Here is an 839-nt window from a genome sequence, read left to right as displayed (position 1 = left end):
GGAAGGATTTGATCAGGTTGAAGAGTTTCATGGTCTAGCTCCAGAAAGGTGTGTTTCGTTCGTTTCGGGCCATTCCGGATCCGCTCGGGCCGGCCTCTCAATGGCCCGATCCCCGTCTTGGCATGGGTATAGAAAGCCAGTGAACTCGGGCAGGAATTGGGCGCGGATCGTACCAAAACGAGGAATTGTAACGAAAAATTAGGGATTTCCGGCGCAGCCAAAGGCGACTGTCTGTCCGCGGAGCGCTGTCAGTACCCGTAGGAATCCGGGTGTAGGGGTGCTTTGTCAGGTGCGGAAAAGGAAAAAGGCCGCGTCGTGGAACGCGGCCTCTCGCAAGAATCTTTTGTCAGATCAGAAGGTGGTCTTGATCTGGTCGGTCTTGAGCTGGTCGGAGATGTCGCCGGACAGGTCTTCGACGCCCGAAGAAACGGCGGCGAGCGTGGCAATGCCCAGGCCCACGATGGCGGCGGTCAGCACGACCCAGTCAACGGTCACGGCACCGTCTTCGTCCTTGCGGAAGGATTTGATCAGCTTGAAGAGTTTCATTGTCAGTCTCCCTAGGGATATGTGAGTTTCCTAAACCGGGCCATCCGATCGGGGTGTCCATTCCTGGGCCAGACCTGCTCGGCTTACGTTCAGTATAGTCGGGGAAAGGAGGCGGAAATCGGGCAGCTATCGCACCATTTTCGTACTTTGCCGATGGGCGTGTGCGGCGCGAGTCAGCGAGGTCCGGAAAAGCGAAAGGCCGCACTCGAAAGGTGCGGCCCACGCGGATCGGAATGTATCGAAACAGATCAGAAGGTGGTCTTGATCTGGTCGGTCTTGAGCTGGTCGGAGAT

The 839-nt window shown here is 57.1% G+C and carries 1 protein-coding gene; it reads right to left on the bottom strand.

The features are described from left to right. Positions 1-351: 351 nt before the first annotated feature. Entirely contained in the window at positions 352-546 is a 195-nt protein-coding gene (locus AX756_RS16485; RefSeq protein WP_068313997.1) for a Flp family type IVb pilin, read from the bottom strand. Positions 547-839 lie beyond the last annotated feature (293 nt).

The sequence above is a fragment of the Aliiruegeria sabulilitoris genome (assembly GCF_001558155.1).
Classification (GTDB): domain Bacteria; phylum Pseudomonadota; class Alphaproteobacteria; order Rhodobacterales; family Rhodobacteraceae; genus Tropicimonas; species Tropicimonas sabulilitoris.
Note: the sequence above shows the minus strand (reverse complement) of the source record. Positions and strands in the feature narration are given on the sequence as shown.

Excerpts from the sequence above, each read along its gene's own strand:
- AX756_RS16485 (WP_068313997.1), bottom strand. The coding sequence starts at position 546 with ATGAAACTCTTCAAGCTGATCAAATCCTTCCGCAAGGACGAAGACGGT.